Origin of the sequence: Methylosarcina fibrata AML-C10, from assembly GCF_000372865.1 — a bacterium.
Classification (GTDB): Bacteria; Pseudomonadota; Gammaproteobacteria; order Methylococcales; family Methylomonadaceae; genus Methylosarcina; species Methylosarcina fibrata.
Genome location: NZ_KB889965.1, coordinates 1,650,740 through 1,670,033 on the forward strand (window position 1 = coordinate 1,650,740; position 19,294 = coordinate 1,670,033).

Consider the following 19,294-nt stretch of genomic DNA (forward strand, 5'->3'; position numbering starts at 1 on the left):
TTATCGGTTTTCGCCACAGAAAAAACTACCGAATTAAAACAAGAGCTTCCGGGCTATCGAAAACCGATCCTCCCGCATTGCCGGAAATTTTCCAGCTAACGCAAAGTCGGGTCTTCCATCGACAATTCCACACAGCCGTCCTTTTTCGTAGCGTAAAACTCGGCGCTGACCCACCGGTCCCCGATCGCGGCCAGTCGGCCATTCAAATAAACCAGAGGCATTTTCTCCCGTTCCCACGGCGGAATCCCCGCTTCCTGATAAAGATTCTTCAGGGAATGACGGCCGGCGCGTCCGGGCAGGCGGATTTTTTCTCCGCCGCTGCGGGGCTTGACGACAATTTCGGACCCAAGCCAGGTTTCCAGAGCAATTCCGGCCGATGCCTGCCGCCAATGCAGGACTCGGCGCTCGCCGATCGGCAGGCGGATCCGGCCCGGCGGCCAAACGGTAACCTTCGGTATTTCCGGTTCGGATTCGGCCAGACAATAGAGCTTGTCCCGATAGCGCCGAATCCAGCACCCCTGGCTGAGCAATGCCGGATGGCCGCAGTCCCTGGCCGCAGCGACTTGATTCAGCAGGCGTAAAACGAAGTCCCGGGACGGCATTCTCAAGCCGTTGACCTGAAACCAGCGCCGAACGGCCAACTGCTGCCGGGCGCCGTCGAACATCCGCAAACGGCTGATGCTCAGGGTGTTGTCGGCGGGATCGAAGATTTGCTCGAAAATTTCGCCGGCCAGTTCCGTCACCAGCGTTTCGGCCTCGGCGCAATGGCGTGCGGCCCTGGCCACGGTCACGGCGCAGCCCGGCCAGCGCTGTTTCAACAAAGGCAGGACTTCGTTGCGCAGGAAGTTACGGTCGTAGTCGCTGCGCTGATTGGTCGGATCCTCCACCCAGTGCAGGCGGTGGCGATCCGCGTAATCGAAAATGGCCCGTTTCGGCGTCTGCAGCAGCGGCCTCAGCAAACGGCCGCGGCCGAAAGCCATGCTTTCGGGCATCCCCGAAAGCCCCCGCAAACCGCTGCCCCGCATCAATTGCAGCAGCACGGTTTCCAGTTGATCCTCCAGATGCTGGGCGGACAGCAGAGCATCGTCGACGTCGACCAGATCCTTTAAAGCGGCGTAGCGGGCGTTCCGGGCGGCTTCTTCGGGACTTTCCCTATTGCCCGCAACCGCATCGACGCGCAGCAAAATAAATCCGACCGCCAGCTCCTCCGCCGTTTTGGCGGTATGCGCCGCCCATGCATCCGCATCGGGCTGGAGACCGTGATGCACGTACACGGCGGTAATCCTGTCGTGAAGACGCGGGGAAGAAGCGGCCAAATGAAGCAGAACGTGCGAATCGATGCCGCCGCTGTAGGCGACATAGATGCGCCGCAGCGGCTCGAACCGGGCCAGAGCGGATTCCAGAAAACCGGCCGAGAGTGACACTGCCCTGAAATCGGATGGATTAGACGTCGAAGACAAGCCGGGGGCAAAACGATCGTTTATGCATTGGTCGGCTCGCCTGCCACTGGTGGATTATTTCACCGGCTCTTCGGTATACACGCCGAAGTTCATGATCCTCTGGTAGCGTTTTTCCAGCAAGGCATCCATGTCTTCCAGTTTCAGTTCCGCCAGATGGCGGATCAACGCTTCCTTCAGATTGGCCGAGGTCGCATGAAAATTCCGGTGCCCGCCGCCCACGGGCTCGCGAACGACCTCGTCCAGAAAACCCTGTTCTCGGATGCGGTCGGAAGTGATGCCCATGGCCTCGGCCGCCAGTTGCGACTTGTCCGCGCTTTTCCATAAGATGGAAGCACACCCTTCCGGAGAAATCACCGAATAGGTGCTGTATTCCAGCATGATCAGCCGGTCGCCGACGCCGATCGCCAGGGCGCCGCCCGAACCGCCCTCGCCGGTAATCGTGCAGATGATGGGCGTTCTCAGTTTGGCCATTTCGAACAGATTGCGGGCGATCGCCTCGCTCTGGCCGCGTTCTTCCGCGCCGATGCCGGGATAGGCGCCCGGAGTGTCGATCAGGCAAATCAGCGGCAATTTGAACCGTTCCGCCATTTTCATCACCCGCAAGGCCTTGCGGTAACCTTCCGGACGGGGCATGCCGAAATTCCGATAGATTTTTTCCTTGGTATCGCGCCCCTTCTGATGACCGACCACCATCACCGGATGATCGTCAAGGCGCGCCAGACCGCACACAATGGCCGGATCGTCGGCATAAGCGCGGTCGCCGTGCAGTTCATGAAAATCGGTGAACATATGCTCGATGTAATCCAGCGTATAAGGGCGGCCGGGATGCCGCGACAACTGGGAAATCTGCCAGTCGGTAAGATTCGAAAAAATCGACTCGGTCAAGGACTGGCTCCTTTCCTCCAATTGCCGGATGGCATCGGAAATATTGATGCCGTTGTCGAACTCGACGTTGCGCAGTTCTTTAATCTTCGCTTCCAGTTCGGCGATCGGTTGTTCGAAATCGAGAAATTTTAAATCCATGGAGATCGGGTCTACGGTGATAATAATTGTAATGGGGTAAAAACGGGAAATATTCCGGTAATTATACCCGATTCAACAAGATAGCCGCCATATTTGTAAGAATCTGGTTTTGACCGGACAATGTTAAGTATCCGTTTGGATTGAACGGGCATTGACGGTCTCAGACCGGCCAAATTCAGCCTTTCATAGGTTTTTTGCTCAATATCCGAATAGATATTGAAAGCCGACATTTAATGTTGGTATAAACGGCGCCGACAACTGGACAGGCGAGTAGATCACTAGGGCTTTGGCCACGAATTGAGTGCGGTTTTTTGTATATTTTCGATCAAGGTTGTGATTTGCTCGTCCAGCATAAATCGCAATTCCCATTCCAACGCCCAATCGGCGGGCAGGCCAGCAATCTGATGGTGCTCGATATAGCTTTGCTTGAGTTGGGCCTGGAATTCCGAGACTTGCTCTGCGCTTTCCCGGCGTTCGCCTAGCAAAATTTCCGCAGACTGTTCCAGCGCCAGCGACAGCGCTGCGTCGAAGGCGCGGCTATGCTGTTGCAGCGCAGCGGGAAAATGGCTAAATTGCTGTCCACTCAGCAGGCGGTAGCGTTTCCTGACCTGCAACAGAGCCGATAGTTTATCGGCATCGCGGATAATTTCTCGCAGTGCCGTTCTTTCGTGAGCCTTGGCCGGCAAGCGAGCGTCCGGTTCCAATACGGCATGGGCCAGAAGGTCATGCGCGGCCGCCAAATCTTTTTCCGCCGCCAGGCGTAAAGGCAGGGTATAGGTCAACAGATGGCCAGGATCGGGCAGACGCACCGTGAGTTTTGCCAAGGTGCGTAATGCCGCGATGCAATGGTGGCGCGCCAGCACAGAGGAACGCCGGGGCCACAAGGCATAGTCGAGCACACCCATGACGATCAAGCCAAGCAAAATGCCGATGATCCGATCGCGGGGCAGGTATAAATCCGTGACCGCGCCGAAATCGTGCAACACGAAGAGGGCGAAGGAGAAACCGAGTTGCCGGCCCAGATAGGCGATGCGATCGCTGCCGGCGGTAATCCAGGCCGACAAGGCCCAGAACGGCGCAGTGGCCAGCGCGAAGCCGATGATGGTGTCGAATTGCGGTTGCAACACCAGTACATAAAGGTAGGCGCACAGGCCGCCGATGGCGGCGCCGGATATACGCAACAGCGACAGGCGATAGTCTGCGCCGAGGCTGGTTTGCGCCGCCACCAGACAGGTTGGGATCGCGGTGTTGATATCCGGCCAGTTCAGGCCTTGCACGATCAGCATGCACAAGATCGCGCCCAAGGAAAATTTGATGCCGAATTGCAGGCTGTCGGCATGCGAGGCCCAAAATTCGTAGTCCAGCCAGGCCGGCCGCCAACTTGCCATGCCATCAGCGCTGTCGTCTTGTTCGGCAGGTTTATCACCGCTCACGACGAGATGGTGCAATTGGCTGTTCAAGGTGGCAATGACTTGTAGGGCTCGCCAGAAAGCGGTCAGTATGGAAGGATGGCTTAACCGCGAATAATCATGTAGTATTTCGTTGTTCAATAAAATCTCGATGGACTCGGCAACGTCGAGGTTTTCTTTCACGCCTTGCCGCAGTAACGAGCAGGCCTTTTGCAGAGCCTGATAGACGCGCAGTTTTTCCGGATTCATCGGTTGCGTACGATAGTCTGCCGCCAGGCTTTGATCCAGCCAGACGGCCAGTTGGCACAGGCCGTCGATTTCCTGCAACAAGGCCAGGTAAGTATCGTGGTGCCGGCGCATGGACGGATGCACCAGCTCGGCATGGCCCAGCAAGGCTTGCAGTTTACCGAACTGGCCTGCCCCCGCCGCCCCGTGGGTTGCTTTTTGCTGTCCTGCGACACCGCTGTCGGCCAAACGGCCGCTGAAAATGGCTTCCACCGCCGCCAGCTGCTCCGCCATGCCGGCAGCCAGTAACTGGCGCGGGTCCTGTGGCCTGATGCTCAGATGCACTAGCGTCCAGGTACCTAAACCCAGCCCGCCAATGATCGGGATATTCCACAAGGCATGGTAAATGTTTTCATCCGGTGTGCTGGGGCTATACAACACTGCAATCGCATACCAGAGCGCAATGCCGGTAGGCCAGGCAATCAGCCGGGCGTGGAACAAAGCTAAAGCCATGATGACGAAGGACAGGCTCAACATCAGCCATGCGTCGTTGCCGGCCACCATCAACGCCAATACCGAAATCAGCACGGTGATGAACAGGTAAAACAACTGGCGCAGACCGAAAGCCAGGGATTGGCCGGCATTGGCGTAGGCGTTGTAACTCAGGGAAACCAAAATCGACAGCGCGCCGAGCGGCGGCACGTGCAAGGTTTGGCTGACCAGGGCGATGATCAGCGTGACGGCGAACAGGCGGATGGCGGCGACTCGCCGGCCGGGGAAGTCCCTCAACTCCGTCGCCAGGAATTGCGTCAGACCGGTGCCGAACCAGAACCGGCTCTGGCCGTGCGCCGAGCTATGCCGCTCGCCAAGCTCACTCATTCCGGGAGGGCGCCGATGCCGCTCTGGTTCGACGGTGCGGCTGGCGCTGCCGGTTGGTCGAGCACAGTCACGAAGGCGGTCATACCCATACGCAACGGGCGTTCGGGGTCACGGTCGAGAATTTCGATCCGGACCGGAAAGCGGGATGCCAGAATCACCCACTTCAAGGTGCGCTCGACTTCGGGCAGCACGCCTTGTTGTTTGATATTGTCAGGCGAATTGGCCCAGCCGATGCCGGTGACCACGCCGCGAAAGCGTTTGCCGGGATAACCCACCAGGAATACGTCGGCTTCCTGGCCGGCTTGTATCGATTGCAGGTAAGTTTCCTTGAAGTAGGCAATGGCGTACCAGTGGCGATCGTCGACCAGTGCGAACAATTGGCTGCCGACCTTGGCGTATTCGCCTTCACGGGTATTCAGGTTCGTGACATAGGCATCGAACGGCGCCCGTACAAAGCAATATTCCAAATCCAGTTCCGCGGCGGTGACTTGCGCTCTGGCCGCTTCGATGCGGGCGTTGACTTCGCCGACCTGAGCGATCAGGGATTGTGCACGGCTACTTTCGCTTTGAGCTTCCTCGATCGCGCTGGCCATCGAGCGTTCCTTGGCTTGCGCGTTCGCCAATTCAGCCCGTGACGCATCCAGGCGCGAGCGGGCCTCTCTGAGCTGATCGCTGGTCACGTATTGCTTTTCGGCCAAGGGTTCGAGTTCTTGCAAACGATGGTGCAAATACGCGTCTTCGGCTTCGATGCGTTTGATCTCTGCTGCGGCTGCGGCGCGCTGGTGTTGCAGGCGCCCGATGGCGCTTTCGGCTGAACTGCTGGAGGCACGCCGAGACTCGACCTCTTTTTCCGCCAACATCAATTCCGCTTTTGCCCGGTCCAGTCTGGCCTGGTAGGGGCGGGGATCTATGACATACAAGAGTTCGCCCTTGCGCACGAACCGGTTGTCCTCGACATGCAATTCGACGAGACGGCCGCTGACCTCGGCGGTAATGCCGACGATATTGGCCCTGACCATGGCATCGTTGGTACGCGGGTGTTGGTAATTGATGCGCCAGACAATCGTGCCGGTGACGATCGCGCCCAGCACGATCAGGATGCCGAGTGTGCGGCCAATCAGGATACGACGTTGAAGATCAGGATTTTGCTGCGTTTCCATGTGAGAGGCGCAAGTAATTAATGAGAGTAAAACAACAGCCAGATGACAAAAGTGCATAAGGCCCACAGACTCGGTGCGATTAACAGCGGCGGTCCAAGATGCGGCGCCAGGCGCAGGCGGATGAATTGCCACATCAACAGCATGCTGGTTGCCAGCCCGGCGAGGATGCAAATAATCCAGGCCGGCCAGAACGAACCTTCCAGGCTCACCATCGGATCGCAGGCGGTCAGTAGCAAGGGTGAAATCAAGACCATTGCCATTTGGCTCAGCATTGCAATCGGCTTCATGGTGGTCCTCCAAAACAGGAAAAAGACAAATCTAATGGTTTTAGTCATCGGCCACAAACTTTCGGTCGTGCGGAGTACCTGGATATTGGTGCAGATGCGGCATCTATCCCAAGACACGGAAACAAATCGGGGTTATTCTAATGCGATTCGGCGCTTAACGGCAGCAATATTGGTCGATGATTATTGTTAATTTATTGCATCAATTGGGTTAGGCAGTTCCGTTACTGTATCTCAGCATTTTCTTCTGGAATAGGCAACCATTGATGACACTATTTCCCCGCTGTCCTCGCGGCGAGCGGTTCACGAACGCTCGGTGGATTAACCTGTCGCCGGTTTACTTTATACGGTTATGGCCGATTATTCCGGCTTTGACCATGATCTCCTTATCGGCGGCTTGTTCGCCACCACCGTTAATCATCGAGCCCCTGCCTAGCGCTCAGCCAGTGGCGCATACCGTGCGCTGGTCGGAATACCGGACAAGCAGCGCGGCGGTGCAGCTATCCAAATTCAAGACAGAATCGGTACTGCCGGGCCAGCGACAAACCTATGATTTGCCGGCTCTGGTCGATTTGGCCTTGCAAAGCCACCCTGAAACCCGGCAAAGCTGGGAAGAAGTCAAGGCCGCCGCCGCGCGGGTCGATAAACAGCGTAGTGCCTGGTATCCGACGTTGACTGCGCTGGCGTTTGGACAGTATTTCAAAACCAGCATTCCCATTCCGGAAAGCGCACTGGTCAGCCACGGTTACGGAACGTTCGGCGGTCTGGAGTTGGCTTGGACGCTGTTCGATTTCGGTCGGCGGGAAGCCATGGTTGGAGCTAGTCTGGAACGCCTGGGTGCGGCGCAATTCGCGTTGACGCGCAAGCATCAGCAAATTGCCTACCGGGTCGCCTCCAGTTTTTTCAGTTTTCAGGCGGCCTTGGCTAAAGTGACGGCGGCGCAGCAGACCTTCGAATCGGCCCAGACCAATGCCGAGGCGATCAGGGCCAAGCTCGCACAAGGTTTTGCTACCCGCCCCGAGTTGTTGTTGGCGCTACAGGAAAAGGCGAAAGCCAATTACGACTTACAGGATGCGCGAGGTTCAGTAACACAGGCCCGAGCCGAATTGACAACCAGTGTCGGCGTTTCGCCTTCCCATACTTTGCAATTGGTGGACCTCAGTCAAACGCCGCTGCCGAATGCGTTGGAACCGTCGGTCGAGCACATTGTTGACGAAGCCTTGGCGCAGCGCCCCGATCTGATGGCCCAGCTTTCAGAATTACGTGCTCGAGAGGCGGAAGTGAAAAAGGCACGGGCGGAATTTTGGCCCAAGCTGTCGTTGAAAGGAAATGTCGGCAACCAATACTGGGGCGATGTACATACTAATCCGCCGAGTCGGCAAAATTATTCAAGCGACGACCTGGTTGGCACCGCGATGTTAAATCTGGAATGGAAGTTGTTCGACGGCTTCGAGCGCAGCAGCGCCGTCAGAGAAGCCGAAGCCAGGCAGCAGGCCGGCCAGGCCCAGGTGGAAGCGTTGCGCCTGGAAATCATGCGCGATATTTGGCAGGCCTACGCCGATACCAAAACCGCGTTGGAAAAACGCGAATTCGCCCAGGCCTTGTTGCGCGCTGCTGAGGAGTCTTACGCCGCGACTCAGGAATCTTACAACCATGGCTTTTCTACTGTAATCGAGCTGTTGTCGGCACAAAAGGATTTGGCCCTCGCCCGCTATACCGAAATCGATAGCCGCGCCGAACTGCTAAAGTCTGCCACTGCGTTAGTTTATGCAGCGGGGGGAAAGGCAGAGGAGAATTAAACTGTTCCCCAAAGTAATATTTGTTTAAAGTCTGAATGTCTGCTTCGGATGGATAAGCCGACTTCGAAATCATATTAGCGAGAGGCCGCTAAGGGTCGGAATCGGACCGACACTGCAAATTGCATCAGAACCAATTTTTTGAAGCTATCATATCAAATCCGAACCTTTACACATTAATTACCGCGCCGATTTCCGCCTTGAAATAGCCGATCAAGGAGGTTTCTGGGCAGGCATCGCCCAAGAAGCGTATAAACCGGCCTATGGCTCCTTTATTGCCTTGTTTTCGTGTCCGTACGAGTTTATCCGGACATTTCTCGAGATCATGCAATCGGTTTTGTACAACTCGACCGTCGCCGAGTTTGATTTCGGCGGATGCCGCAGGAAGGGCCGGTCTCTCGGCCGGCGTTTCTTTTGCCTTCCCTTGCATTCAAAAGAAAAACTTTTCTATCGGAATCGACCGGATGCGGAATCGGGTTACCCTATGCCGTATTGTTTCGGTTCCGGTTTTTCCCCTATTCTATAGCTTGTCCTTTTCTTTTTCCCTGACGATGCCACGACAAGCCGAACGCCGATGAACCGCCGCCGATTTTTATCGTATCTGGGTCTTGCGCCCGCGCTGATTTCCTGCCGTTCGGACAAGGGGATCGACGATGTTCCGGCCGCCGATTTCGGCAACGCGACCCTGCTTCATATCACCGATTGCCACGCGCAACTGCTGCCGGTGCATTTCCGGGAGCCGTCCGTCAAAGCCTCTCTTGCCGGCAACCGGAATGCACCGGCGTATCTGACCGGCCAGGCGTTTCTGGATTTTTTCGGGATCAAGCCTTCGAGCCGCGAGGCGCACGCCTTCACCCATCTCGACTTTGTCGAAGCGGCGCGAGTCTTCGGAAAAATGGGCGGGTTTGCGCATCTGGCCACGTTGGTCAAACGGATCAGAAACGCTCGCGGGCCGGAAAACACGCTGCTGCTGGACGGGGGCGACAGTTGGCAAGGATCGGCCACCGCGTTGTGGACCCGGGGCCGGGACATGATCGACGCCTGCAATTTGCTGGGCGTCGATGCGATGACCGGCCACTGGGAATTTACTTACGGCAGCCGGGAAGTTCTCGACAACCTCAAACGGTTCAAGGGCGAGTTCATCGCCCAGAACATCGCGCTGACCGAAGAGGCCGCCTTCGATTCCGAAGCGGAACCGGACGCCGTGTTCAAGCCTTACGTCATAAAACAAATCGGCCGCAGCCGCATCGCCGTCATCGGGCAGGCGTTTCCTTATACGCCCATTGCCCATCCCGCTCGGTTCGTTCCGGATTGGCGCTGGGGCATTCAGGAGCAAAATCTGCAAGCCCATGTCGACCGCATAAAGAACGGCCGCGAGGCCGACGTGATCGTGCTGTTGTCGCATAACGGCCTCGACGTCGACCTGAAACTGGCATCCCGAATCACCGGCCTCGACATCATTCTGGGAGGACACACGCACGATGCCCTGCCCCGCCCGCTGGTCGTGGCAAACGGCCGGAGCAGAACCTGGGTCACCAACGCGGGCAGCCACGGCAAATTTCTGGGAATCCTGGACCTTGACGTCGGCAACGGACGGCTGCGGAATCTTCGCTACCGCCTGCAGCCCGTTTTCGCCAATCTGGTTGAACCCGATTCCGAAATGCTCGGTCTCATTGACAAGATCCGGGCGCCTTTTCTCGCCCGCTTGCAGCAACCTGTGGCCTCGGCGGACAGGCTTTTATACCGCCGGGATACTTATCTCGGCACTTTCGACCGGTTGATTCTGGACGCCTTGCGCCACGTCAACGGCGCCGAAATCAGTTTTTCGCCCGGGTTTCGCTGGGGGCCGTCCTTGCTGCCGGGCCAGATCGTCACGTACGAACAGGTGATGAATCAAACGGCGATCACTTACCCCGAAACTTACACAAGAACCCTGTCCGGCGATGAAATCAAATCCATTCTGGAAGATACCGCCGATAATCTGTTCAACAAAGACCCTTACTACCGTCAGGGCGGCGACATGATCAGGACGGGCGGGCTCGGTTTTCACTGCGCTCCCGATCAGGCATTCGGACGGCGCATCAGCCGGCTGAGACTGGCCGACGGAGAGCCGTTGAGCGCCCGGAAACGGTATCAGGTCTCGGGCTGGGCTTCGGTAGGCGCCCCCACCGAAGGCCGGCCCGTCTACGACGTTCTGGCCGACTATTTAACCGGCCAAAGCGATTGAATGATGCCGGCCGGCCCGATACTCGGGTAAAATAGCGCAAAACCGGCATGTCCAGGCTCTTCAGGGAGGACGGCATGCCCATGGAAGGATTTTCCAATCGATGAATTTTCAAGATGACTGACCGGACCGCCTACGACGACTTGCCGCCCTTGCTGGAGATCATCCAAAGGAATGGAGAAACCCATTGCATCAAGTTATCGGGAAACTGGAATCTGCGGAATCTTTCGATGACCCCCGGTTTGCGCCGAAAGATCCGGCGCCATGCCTCCGATAAAACCGCGGTATGGGATCTGACTTCCGTCAATCTACTGGATAATGGCTCCGCGTTAATCATCTGGCTGGCCTGGGGCGAACGATTTCCCGCCGGGCTGCGGATAAAACCCGAGCACCGGCGCATGTTGGAAAGCTGGCAGTCCCAGGCGGTTCCGCCTTCTCAGCCGGTGGTTCCTTTCGTCAAAGCCGTCGCCGGAACCTTTAACCGGGTGCTCACGGATTTTTGGGAGCAGTTCGTCGGCTTGGTCGCGATGTGGGGCCAACTGATACTGGACCTGTTCTATTTAATCCTGCATCCCAGGGAAATTCCCTGGCCGGAACTGTCGAACACGATATACGAATCGGGCGTCCGGGCGCTCGGCATCACCGCGCTGGTCGGTTTTTTGATCGGCATTGTCCTGAGCTATTTGTCCGCGTTGCAGTTGCGCATGTTCGGAGCCGAGATCTACATCATCAACATTCTGGGACTGAGCATCATCCGCGAACTGGGCCCCCTGCTGGCGGCGATCCTGGTCGCCGGGCGGTCGGGTTCGGCGATGACCGCTCAAATCGGCATCATGCGCGTGACCGAGGAACTGGATGCACTGTCGGCGATGGGCATTTCCCATTCCTTGCGGCTGATTCTTCCAAAAGTCGCGGCGTTGATTCTCGTCCTGCCTTTGCTGACGGTGTGGACCAACGGCGCCGCGCTGCTCGGAGGCATGTTTTCGGCGCAAAACACGCTCGATATCAGTTATCAGCAATTTTTTCAAAAACTGCCGGATACGGTGCCTTTGGTCAACATTTTTATCGGCCTCGGCAAAAGCGCCGTTTTCGGCATGATGATTGCGCTGATCGCCTGCCATTTCGGTTTCCGCATCCAGCCCAATACGGAGAGCCTGGGCAACGAGACCACCAATTCAGTGGTCGCCGCGATTACCGTCGTGATCATGGTCGATGCTTTGTTCGCGATACTGTTCATGGACGTGGGTATGCCATGACGGACGGGGAAGTCATTCGAATCGAGCACGTCTGGACCCGTTTCGGCAATAAAACGGTGCACAAGGACATCAACCTGGTTCTCGAACAAGGCGAAATACTGGGTCTGGTCGGCGCCTCCGGCAGCGGCAAGACGACCTTGTTGCGGGAGATCATTGGGCTGCTTTCTCCCAGCGAAGGAGAAATCTTCGTTATGGGAAAATCCTTGAAAAACGTTGCCGCCGACCACGGCCAACGGCTGAGAAGCAATTGCGGCGTATTATTTCAAAAAGGCGCCTTGTTCAGCGTGCTGAACGTGCTGGACAACATCGCCTTTCCGCTGCGGGAACTGGGCGTCGACGACGAGGAACTGATCCGGCGGCTGGTCTTCATGAAACTGGAAAAGGTCGGCCTGTCGCCGCACGATGCCTGGCTGAAACCGGCGGATTTGTCGGGAGGCATGATCAAACGGGTGGCTCTGGCGCGCACGATGATTCTGGAACCCGAACTCTTGCTGCTCGATGAGCCGACCTCGGGGCTCGATCCCATTTCCAGCGAGGATTTCGTCAAACTGTTGTCGGGGCTGCACCGGGACCTCAAGTTTACCGTGATGATGGTCACCCACGACCTGGACGTGCTGAGGGATTTATGCACGCAGGTGGCCGTGCTGGCGGATAATCGGCTGGTAGCTTTCGGCACGCTGTCCGACGTCTTGAACTGCCGTCATCCTTTTGTTGAACAGTTTTTTCACAATAACCGCGCCGAAAGGGTATTTCGGTCTTACGAGGCATCAGATGGGCAAAAATAAACACGCGCTGATCACCGGTGTGTTTGTCATCGTTCTCCTAACCGTAACGGTATGGATCATTTACTGGATCGGCCATTTCGAACGTGAGCGCAATCTCTACGTGGTCTCCACCACGGAATCGGTCACCGGCCTCAATCCGGAATCGACGGTGTTTTACCGCGGCATTGCCGTGGGAAAAGTGCTCGAGATCCGGTTCGATCCGGAAAACTTCGGCATTATCCTGGTTCCTATCGAGATCGACAAAAACATCGTTTTAACCAGAGGCGTTTTTGCGACGCTGCAACTGAAAGGAGTCACCGGTCTGACTCAGCTCCAACTGGAAGACTCGGGCGGCATTCAGGAAGTATTGCCGCCCGGCAACGATCCCATGAACCGCATTCCGTTGAAACCGTCGTTGACCGACAAATTGATGAGCTCCGGAGAGGAATTGCTCAAAAAAGCCGATTTCATCATGACCCGGCTCAGTTCCTTGATGAACGAGGAAAACGAAAAAAACATCAGCGACATGCTGAGCAATCTGAAAAACTTGTCCGACAAGCTTGAACAATTGCAAAAAGGCGTGGACAAGGCGCTCGCCGAGGTTCCCGCTTTAACTTCCGACGCCAAAAAGACCCTGTCGTATATCAATGGGCTGGCCAGAGACCTGCAAGCTTTGAGCCATCAAGTGCAAACGCTCGGAGATAAAGCCCATCAACTGGCCGATACCGGCAGGACGACCGGCGATTTAGTGCTGCACAGTACCTTGCCGAAGGTCAACAAATTATTGAGCGAATTGCAGTCGGCCACCGAAGAAGTGAAACACGTGGCGGTCATGCTCGAAAACAATCCGCAGTCCCTGTTGCTGGGACCGCGCCGGCAGGAACCCGGACCCGGCGAACCCGGTTATGAGGAACCCCAATGAGTTATTCATTCAGACTGTTGCTTTTTTTCACCATCCTGGTTTTTGCAGGGTGCACTCTGACGCCTGCTCAGCCCGCCCTGCATGACTTCGGCACAGGCCCAAGCCAATTCGGCAACCGGACGGCCTTTCGTTCCGATGTTACCGTCGAAGCTCCGAAATGGCTCCAGGACAATCGCATTCATTACCGCTTGCTGTACGCGGAGCCGACCCAGGTCAGATTCTACACGCTGGATCGATGGCTGGCACCGCCTTCGGAACTTCTGGAACAACAACTGAAATCCGGCGGACTTGACACTCGCTCTCCCTTAACCGTCAGACTGCTCGATTTTGAACAGCAATTCGAAGCTCCGCAAAAGGCTAAGGTGTTGATGCGTCTTGTCGTCGAAGCCTACACGCCCGACCGCCAGGTCATGACCCATTCACGCGAGTTCCGGTTCGAGCAGGTCTGCCCCACCCCGGACGCCAAAGGCGCGGTCAATGCCTTGGCAAAATTAAGCGTCAAGTCGGTCGAGCAGATTCGCTCCTGGCTCGACAGTTTAGCCGGTGAATGAACCCAAAGGCCGGTATTGAAAAACTGCGGGCAAAAAAATACTCCCGGAGCCAAAGGCGCCGGGAGAAGCAGGGGATACAGTATGTTGAACCATTCTGTACTTTCACACGACGAGGAGGTGTATGAAACTGATAAATCGGATGGCTGAGCGTGACAGCATCCATTCAATAATGAATCTATCATTAGCAAATAATTATAAATATGCCACCCATTGTTGACAAGATTCAAAATTATCAACTAATTATTTCTTTTTTATTAACAATAATCCCGCTCATCCTCTCCAGGAATCATCACTCCGATCCTCGGCCGTTTTCGTTCAGAACCGGGCACAGAAAGGATCATGGCCCGGAAGCCACATCCTGACTATCCGGATTTTGCCTGCTGCTTTCGCTCATAGGCGGCCAGTTGCTCAGCCGTGGCTTCCCGCTGAAACTTATCCCGCCATTCACGATAAGGCATTCCATAAATGATCTCTCTGGCTTGCTCGTAATCCATGACGATGCCCCGCTCCTCCGCAGCCGCCGTATACCATTTCGCCAGACAATTCCTGCAAAAATCGGCCAGGATCATCAAATCGATATTCTGAACCTCGGTATGCTGCCGTAAATGCTCGACCAACCTTCTGAAAACGGCGGCCTCCAACTCAATCCGATCGTCTTTATTCATCGCTATCCTCCGTAAATTCAATTCATTCCAGGCAGAAACGCACATCGAAACATGTACATTTCCGCATTAACATTTTATAATTCGACATTCGCCGTATCCGTTAAGAGTCTGGCTTGTATAATATAAACGAGTGGAATGGCGGCTATGGATTTATTTTTGTTTCCGACCGGATGCTTTTTTTAAATCTCGACCCCATCCTTGTTAAAACTGAAACGGAATCGGATCAAAGGAAATCCGGCGCGGTTCGGGATACTGCTTCAGAACGTGCGTTTTCTCCCAAACAATCATTGCCAGCTTTTAATCTGACGAACGCGATTTCCGCTTGATCGTACGACGTGCACAAGCCTCCGATGATAAGGAGATTGTCGAAGTTCATTCTGTGCCGGCTCATCGCCGACAGCTTCCATTATGCCATTCACAACTTTCCAGTAGGATTCGAGAATAGAATGATGAATTATTCCAGCCGGCGGACTAGCCAGCAGCGGATCATATAGGTTAAGGTATGCCATCTGTTTTCCCGGCGTTCCTGCTCCACTCAATGCCGACTAAAAAGCACGCAAACGCAACGAATTTCATCGCCATTTCGTTTTTTCTGAAGGTTTCTCCGCTATTTGCTGCGGCAACGAATTTTATGGCCTGACCACCACTTCCAAACTCATGAATCAGTTTTTTGAATTTTTTCCCATTCTATTATTTTTTCTTACTTACAAATTCTATGACATTTATGTTGCCACCGGCGTGGTGATTGCAGCGACTTTAGTCCAGGTCGTCTATAGCTGGTTCCGACACAAGACGATTGGGGTCATGCAGTGGATTACGCTGGCGTTGGTGATCGTCATGGGCAGCGCCACCATTTATTTGCATGATGAACAATTCATCAAATGGAAGCTGTCCATTGTCGAATGGTTGTTTGGCCTTGTTTTCCTGGGCAGCCAGTTCATCGGAAAAAAACCCGTCGTTGAAAGAATGTTGTCGGGCAGTTTAACGCTGCCCGCCGTCATTTGGAAACGCCTGAATCTGATGTGGGCGATTTTTTTTATCGGCGTCGGCTTCATCAACGTCTACGTCATGTACAACTATACCACCGACGACTGGGTTACCTTCAAAACCTTCGGCGTGCCGGGCTTGATGATCATGTTCATTCTGGTGCAGATGGCGCTGATCTACAAACACATCCCGGAAACCAAGGAATAGCGGCGCTGCGCTCTTCTGTGGAGAAAACAGGAGGGCGCTCGAAGCACAAAGCAATTCGTAAGCATGGCTGAATAAGCCTTTTTTATAACCCAACAGTTAACTGCAAGGTCCCTGCCCGTGTTATATGCCATTATCAGCGAAGACGTAAAAGAAAGTCTGCCGAAACGGTTGTCCGTCCGGCCGAAACACCTGGCCCGGCTCCAGATGCTCCAGGAGGCCGGAAGACTGGTCCTGGCCGGCCCTCATCCGGCGATCGACTGCGAGAATCCGGGAGAGGCCGGATTCAGCGGCAGCCTTGTCGTGGCCGAATTCGACAGCCTGGAGGCGGCGCAACAATGGGCCGATCTCGACCCCTACGTCGAAGCGGGCGTCTATGCCAAAGTCACCGTCAAACCATTCAAACAGGTCTTTCCCCAATGACATCCCAACTCATCAAACAATTATTAACCGATGCGTTAAAGCCGGAAGTACTGGAAATCATCGACCACAGCGCGGCGCATGCCGGCCATGCCGGAGCGCAACAAGGCGGCGGGCACTATCACGTAACGATCGTATCGGAAGCATTCGAAGGAAAATCGATGGTGCAAAGACACCAATTAATTTACCAAGCATTAGGAGACTTAATGAAACAACAAATCCATGCCTTAGGCATTAACGCCCTTTCACCGTCAGAAAAAAACTAAAGGAATCCATCCATGAAAAAAACCGTTATCCCGTTCCTTGTTGCAGGCTCCGTCTGGCTTGCCGGTTGCCAGCAGAACGCCCCCGAAACCGAAAGCTCCGTCAGCACCGCACCGACGACTCCGATCATCAAAAAAGAAGATGCGGCCGCCGAAGTCAACGGACAATACATCAGTAAAGCCGCGCTCGCCGACCTGGAAAAAGAAATTTCCGAACGCAGCCACGGCCAGACCTTTCCGAAAGAAAAGCTGCTCGAAGAGTTGATCCAACGTGAATTGCTGGTGCAGGATGCGCTGAAAAAGCAGTTGGACAAATCCCCCGAATATCTGCAACAGCTTGAAAAAACCAAAAAAGCCTTATTGACCCAGGCCGATCTGCAAAATTTCCTGAAGGCCAATCCCGTCACCGACGCCGAAATAAAGGCGGAGTACGACAGCAAAGTGGCTGCGGAAACCGGCACCGAATATAAAGCCCGACACATTCTGGTCAAGACCGAAAAAGAAGCCAAAAAACTGATTGCAGACCTCGACAAAGGGGCCGATTTTGCCACTTTAGCCAATAAGTACTCTCTGGATGCGAAAGAATCGCAAAACGGCGGCGACTTGGGCTGGTTTGTCGCAAGTCAGATGGTTCCGCCTTTTTCGGATGCGGTCAGCAAGCTTGAAAACGGCAAATATACGAAAACGCCCGTACAGACTCAATTCGGCTGGCACGTCATTCTGAGGGAAGACTCCCGCGCGCAAGTGCCGCCTCCGCTGGAATCGGTCAAAGACCAACTGATGCCTTATCTGCAACGGCAAAAAGTTCAAAAAATGATTGAGGACCTGCGCAAACAGGCCAAAGTCGAAGTGCTGGTGCCTCTGACCGAAGAAAAGCCTAAAGAAACCGCAGCGCCTGCGGTAGAGCCGGCCCAACCGGAAGCCGCCGGCGAACCGGCTCAGGAGCCTGAAAAAGCGGCGGACCCGGAAAATAAAGCCGCTCCGGAAGCAGCAACTCCGGCCGAAGAAGCCAAACCCGAAGAGAAAAAATCGGAAAAAGCCGAACCGGAAGTCGAAAAAACCAAAGCTAAAAAATAGCAGTGCCGGTTGGGTTGCATGCTTTTTGCAACCCAACATTCCCCCTGCGCCAACCTCAACCTACCCTGTCTTTGTAGACGGTTGTCCTGCAAACCGGGCACGGAAACGCGTCGCCTGGTCGACCTCGCTCCTCATTCAAAATCTCAACCTTCCTGGCAAGAACGGCAATCCCGAAGATCGATAGCGGCGATTTCTCCGTGTTCACCGCAGCCGTATTGACAGGCTTCCCGAATTAACCGGGCTCCGACTCTTCGCTCAAACGTTGCTTACTCTGTGACTGATTTCCGGATTTAAAATAACGGTCCGTTTCCTGCTTGACCACTCTGGACAGCCACAGCAGCCCGATCAGATTGGGTATCGCCATCATGCCGTTCATCAGATCGGAAAAATTCCAGACGAATTCCAGATTCATCATCGCGCCGACCATGACCATGACGATAAACACAATGCGATACGGACGTATGGCGCGCGGCCCCAGCAAATATTCAATCGCCTTCTCGCCGTAATAATTCCAGCCGATCAGCGTCGAATAGGCAAACAACGCCGTCGCGAGCGCCACGATCATTTCGCCCGGGCTTCCCAGCGTTTCTCCGAAAGTGGCGCTGGTCAACTGGCCGGCGCTGACGCCTTGCGTCCAGGATTGGCCGGTCAGAATCACCAGCGCCGTCATCGAACAGACCACGAGCGTATCGATGAAGGTCTGGGTCATGCTGACCAGTGCCTGTTTGACCGGATCCTGAGTGCGCGCGGCCGCGGCGGCGATCGGCGCAGAACCCAGTCCCGATTCGTTGGAAAAAACCCCGCGCGCCACTCCGTAACGCATGGCCGACGCCATGGTCGCTCCGGCAAAGCCGCCGGTGGCGGCAGTCGGCGCAAACGCATGCTGGAAAATCAGCGCCAAAGCCTCGGGAATCTCGGCCGCGTTCAGCGCCAGCACCGTCAGCGACGAGCCGACATAGCCGACGATCATGAACGGCACCAGAAACGACGTGAATTTACCGATAGAGCGGATGCCGCCCAAAATCACCAGCGCGGTCAACAGCATCAGAATGACGCCGGTCACCCACGGCTCGACGTGAAAGGAAGTTTCCAGTATTTTCGCGGTGGAATTGGCCTGGGTCATGTTGCCGATGCCGAACGTCGCCAGCGCGGTAAATACCGCGAACAGGCCACCCAGCCAGGGCAGTCCCACGCCCTTGGCCAGATAATACATCGGACCGCCGCGCATGCCGTACTCTCCCCTTTCCCGGTACTTGACCGCCAGCACCGCTTCCGAATACTTGGTCACCATCCCGACCAGACCGGTCATCCACATCCAGAAGACCGCCCCCGGCCCGCCCAGACTGATCGCGGTCGCAACGCCGACGATGTTGCCGATGCCGACGGTGGCCGCCAAGGCGGTCATTAAGGCGGCAAAATGGCTGATGTCGCCGTCGCGGCAGTGTTCTTTAAGAAAAATCAGACGGAACGCCAAAGGCAGCGCCCGGAACTGCAAGCCTTTCAGCAAAACGGTCAGATACAGTCCCGTCCCTACCAGCAGGATCAGCATCGGCGGTCCCCACACCCAACCCGATACCGTGGCTATCGCCGATTCGATGGCGTTCATTGCATTATCTCCATGACTTGAATTGATTGTTTAAAACGGCAGGAACGGACGTGATTCAATTCATGAGCCATCACCGGCCGAGCTCGTTGAACCCTAGCCTTCCGAAGGTTGAACGCCGC

General features: G+C 55.5%; 18 protein-coding genes. 11 read left to right on the plus strand and 7 right to left on the minus strand.

All coding sequences use genetic code 11. The features are described from left to right. Positions 1-95: 95 nt before the first annotated feature. The 5 genes from tilS to A3OW_RS0107930 all read right to left on the minus strand — a co-directional run bounded on the left by tilS (position 96) and on the right by A3OW_RS0107930 (position 6,443). On the minus strand, positions 96-1,424 hold the full coding sequence (gene tilS / locus A3OW_RS0107910) for a tRNA lysidine(34) synthetase TilS (protein ID WP_020562893.1): 1,329 nt from the start codon (positions 1,422-1,424) through the stop codon (positions 96-98). Between the two features lie 90 nt (positions 1,425-1,514). Continuing rightward, positions 1,515-2,483, minus strand: a complete 969-nt coding sequence (accA, locus tag A3OW_RS0107915; protein ID WP_020562894.1) for an acetyl-CoA carboxylase carboxyl transferase subunit alpha — start codon at positions 2,481-2,483, stop codon at positions 1,515-1,517. A gap of 278 nt (positions 2,484-2,761) precedes the next feature. Then, entirely contained in the window at positions 2,762-4,996 is a 2,235-nt protein-coding gene (locus tag A3OW_RS0107920; protein WP_020562895.1) for an FUSC family protein, read from the minus strand. Then, positions 4,993-6,156 (minus strand): HlyD family efflux transporter periplasmic adaptor subunit, encoded by a 1,164-nt coding sequence (locus A3OW_RS0107925; RefSeq protein ID WP_020562896.1) that lies wholly within the window; start codon positions 6,154-6,156, stop codon positions 4,993-4,995. Before A3OW_RS0107925 ends, A3OW_RS0107920 begins: the two co-directional genes overlap by 4 nt. A 17-nt stretch (positions 6,157-6,173) precedes the next feature. Continuing rightward, positions 6,174-6,443 carry a YtcA family lipoprotein gene (locus tag A3OW_RS0107930; RefSeq protein ID WP_033411634.1) on the minus strand — a complete coding sequence of 90 codons (270 nt, stop codon included), beginning with the start codon at positions 6,441-6,443 and terminating at the stop codon, positions 6,174-6,176. A 374-nt stretch (positions 6,444-6,817) separates the two neighbouring features. Between A3OW_RS0107930 and A3OW_RS0107940 the strand changes: the two genes are divergently transcribed. From A3OW_RS0107940 to A3OW_RS0107970, 6 genes are all read left to right on the plus strand, one after another. Continuing rightward, positions 6,818-8,239 carry a TolC family protein gene (locus A3OW_RS0107940; protein ID WP_083918164.1) on the plus strand — a complete coding sequence of 474 codons (1,422 nt, stop codon included), beginning with the start codon at positions 6,818-6,820 and terminating at the stop codon, positions 8,237-8,239. 571 nt (positions 8,240-8,810) lie between these two features. After that, on the plus strand, positions 8,811-10,463 hold the full coding sequence (soxB, locus tag A3OW_RS0107950) for a thiosulfohydrolase SoxB (protein ID WP_020562900.1): 1,653 nt from the start codon (positions 8,811-8,813) through the stop codon (positions 10,461-10,463). Positions 10,464-10,576: 113 nt separating this feature from the next. Continuing rightward, positions 10,577-11,716 carry an MlaE family ABC transporter permease gene (locus A3OW_RS0107955; RefSeq protein WP_020562901.1) on the plus strand — a complete coding sequence of 380 codons (1,140 nt, stop codon included), beginning with the start codon at positions 10,577-10,579 and terminating at the stop codon, positions 11,714-11,716. After that, positions 11,713-12,501, plus strand: coding sequence for an ABC transporter ATP-binding protein (locus A3OW_RS0107960; RefSeq protein ID WP_020562902.1), 789 nt, complete (start codon positions 11,713-11,715; stop codon positions 12,499-12,501). Before A3OW_RS0107955 ends, A3OW_RS0107960 begins: the two co-directional genes overlap by 4 nt. After that, entirely contained in the window at positions 12,488-13,402 is a 915-nt protein-coding gene (locus tag A3OW_RS0107965; protein WP_020562903.1) for an MlaD family protein, read from the plus strand. The genes A3OW_RS0107960 and A3OW_RS0107965 overlap by 14 nt, the downstream gene beginning before the upstream one ends. Continuing rightward, positions 13,399-13,953, plus strand: a complete 555-nt coding sequence (locus A3OW_RS0107970; protein WP_020562904.1) for an ABC-type transport auxiliary lipoprotein family protein — start codon at positions 13,399-13,401, stop codon at positions 13,951-13,953. Before A3OW_RS0107965 ends, A3OW_RS0107970 begins: the two co-directional genes overlap by 4 nt. Positions 13,954-14,315: 362 nt before the next feature. Here the strand turns inward: A3OW_RS0107970 and A3OW_RS0107975 are convergent, their stop codons facing one another. Continuing rightward, a complete protein-coding gene (locus A3OW_RS0107975; RefSeq protein ID WP_020562905.1) occupies positions 14,316-14,618 on the minus strand; it encodes a DUF1244 domain-containing protein in 303 nt (100 codons plus the stop codon). A gap of 113 nt (positions 14,619-14,731) precedes the next feature. Between A3OW_RS0107975 and A3OW_RS27690 the strand changes: the two genes are divergently transcribed. From A3OW_RS27690 to A3OW_RS0108000, 5 genes are all read left to right on the plus strand, one after another. Further along, positions 14,732-14,944: a hypothetical protein gene (locus A3OW_RS27690; RefSeq protein ID WP_157385831.1), complete on the plus strand. Its 213-nt coding sequence runs from the start codon at positions 14,732-14,734 to the stop codon at positions 14,942-14,944. 331 nt (positions 14,945-15,275) lie between these two features. Further along, positions 15,276-15,812: a septation protein A gene (locus tag A3OW_RS0107985; RefSeq protein ID WP_020562906.1), complete on the plus strand. Its 537-nt coding sequence runs from the start codon at positions 15,276-15,278 to the stop codon at positions 15,810-15,812. A 117-nt stretch (positions 15,813-15,929) separates the two neighbouring features. Further along, on the plus strand, positions 15,930-16,232 hold the full coding sequence (locus A3OW_RS0107990; RefSeq protein WP_020562907.1) for a YciI family protein: 303 nt from the start codon (positions 15,930-15,932) through the stop codon (positions 16,230-16,232). Continuing rightward, the gene (locus A3OW_RS0107995; RefSeq protein ID WP_020562908.1) at positions 16,229-16,495 is read left to right on the plus strand and encodes a BolA family protein; all 267 of its coding nucleotides are present in this window, start codon (positions 16,229-16,231) and stop codon (positions 16,493-16,495) included. The genes A3OW_RS0107990 and A3OW_RS0107995 overlap by 4 nt, the downstream gene beginning before the upstream one ends. A gap of 12 nt (positions 16,496-16,507) precedes the next feature. Further along, complete coding sequence (locus A3OW_RS0108000) at positions 16,508-17,569, plus strand: peptidylprolyl isomerase (protein WP_020562909.1); 1,062 nt, start codon at positions 16,508-16,510, stop codon at positions 17,567-17,569. 232 nt (positions 17,570-17,801) lie between these two features. Here the strand turns inward: A3OW_RS0108000 and A3OW_RS0108005 are convergent, their stop codons facing one another. Continuing rightward, the gene (locus A3OW_RS0108005; protein WP_020562910.1) at positions 17,802-19,175 is read right to left on the minus strand and encodes an alanine/glycine:cation symporter family protein; all 1,374 of its coding nucleotides are present in this window, start codon (positions 19,173-19,175) and stop codon (positions 17,802-17,804) included. Positions 19,176-19,294: the final 119 nt, after the last annotated feature.